At 37.8% G+C, this 463-nt stretch carries 2 protein-coding genes; both read right to left on the bottom strand.

Annotated elements, in window-relative coordinates; genetic code table 11:
• Positions 1 to 188 (bottom strand): hypothetical protein (locus J1781_RS00395; protein ID WP_217233019.1); only part of this gene is annotated, 188 nt, incomplete at its 3' end.
• Positions 189 to 191: 3 nt separating this feature from the next.
• Positions 192 to 463 (bottom strand): hypothetical protein (locus tag J1781_RS00390; protein ID WP_217233018.1); only part of this gene is annotated, 272 nt, incomplete at its 5' end.

Raw genomic sequence — 463 nt, 5'->3', positions numbered from 1 at the left:
ATAATATTGTCTTTATCCACTGCTAATGCCGTAACATTAATTTTCGTACCTTTTACCAACGCAATATTTTGGCTATCGCTAATTAATAGTAAATTACTGACAGTCACGGTAGGCGTTGGGGTCGTCGTATTAACATCGGTGCCTTTGAGGGTTTTACTTGTTGAAACTGTACCTACTGAGGTAGTCACAACCTAACCATTTTGTTTTATATAGTTTTTTTGATCATTGGTCAATGACTTAATATCAAGTTTGATAACCGCTTTACCCGTGTCATCAGTGACTAAATTTGGACCAATTCCACTAAACACGCCTGTTACGCTAGGGTCTGTAATCTGAACGCTTACCGGTACACTAGCAACACCGATATTGTTACTGTTTAAGGCGTAGACAGTTAACTCTACACTATCGCCAACATTCATATAAAAATCAGAACTGGTACTGACTAATTGAACTTTCTTCACAC

This window comes from Rahnella perminowiae (assembly GCF_019049695.1).
In the GTDB taxonomy this organism is placed as follows: domain Bacteria; phylum Pseudomonadota; class Gammaproteobacteria; order Enterobacterales; family Enterobacteriaceae; genus Rahnella; species Rahnella perminowiae.
Note: the sequence above shows the minus strand (reverse complement) of the source record. Positions and strands in the feature narration are given on the sequence as shown.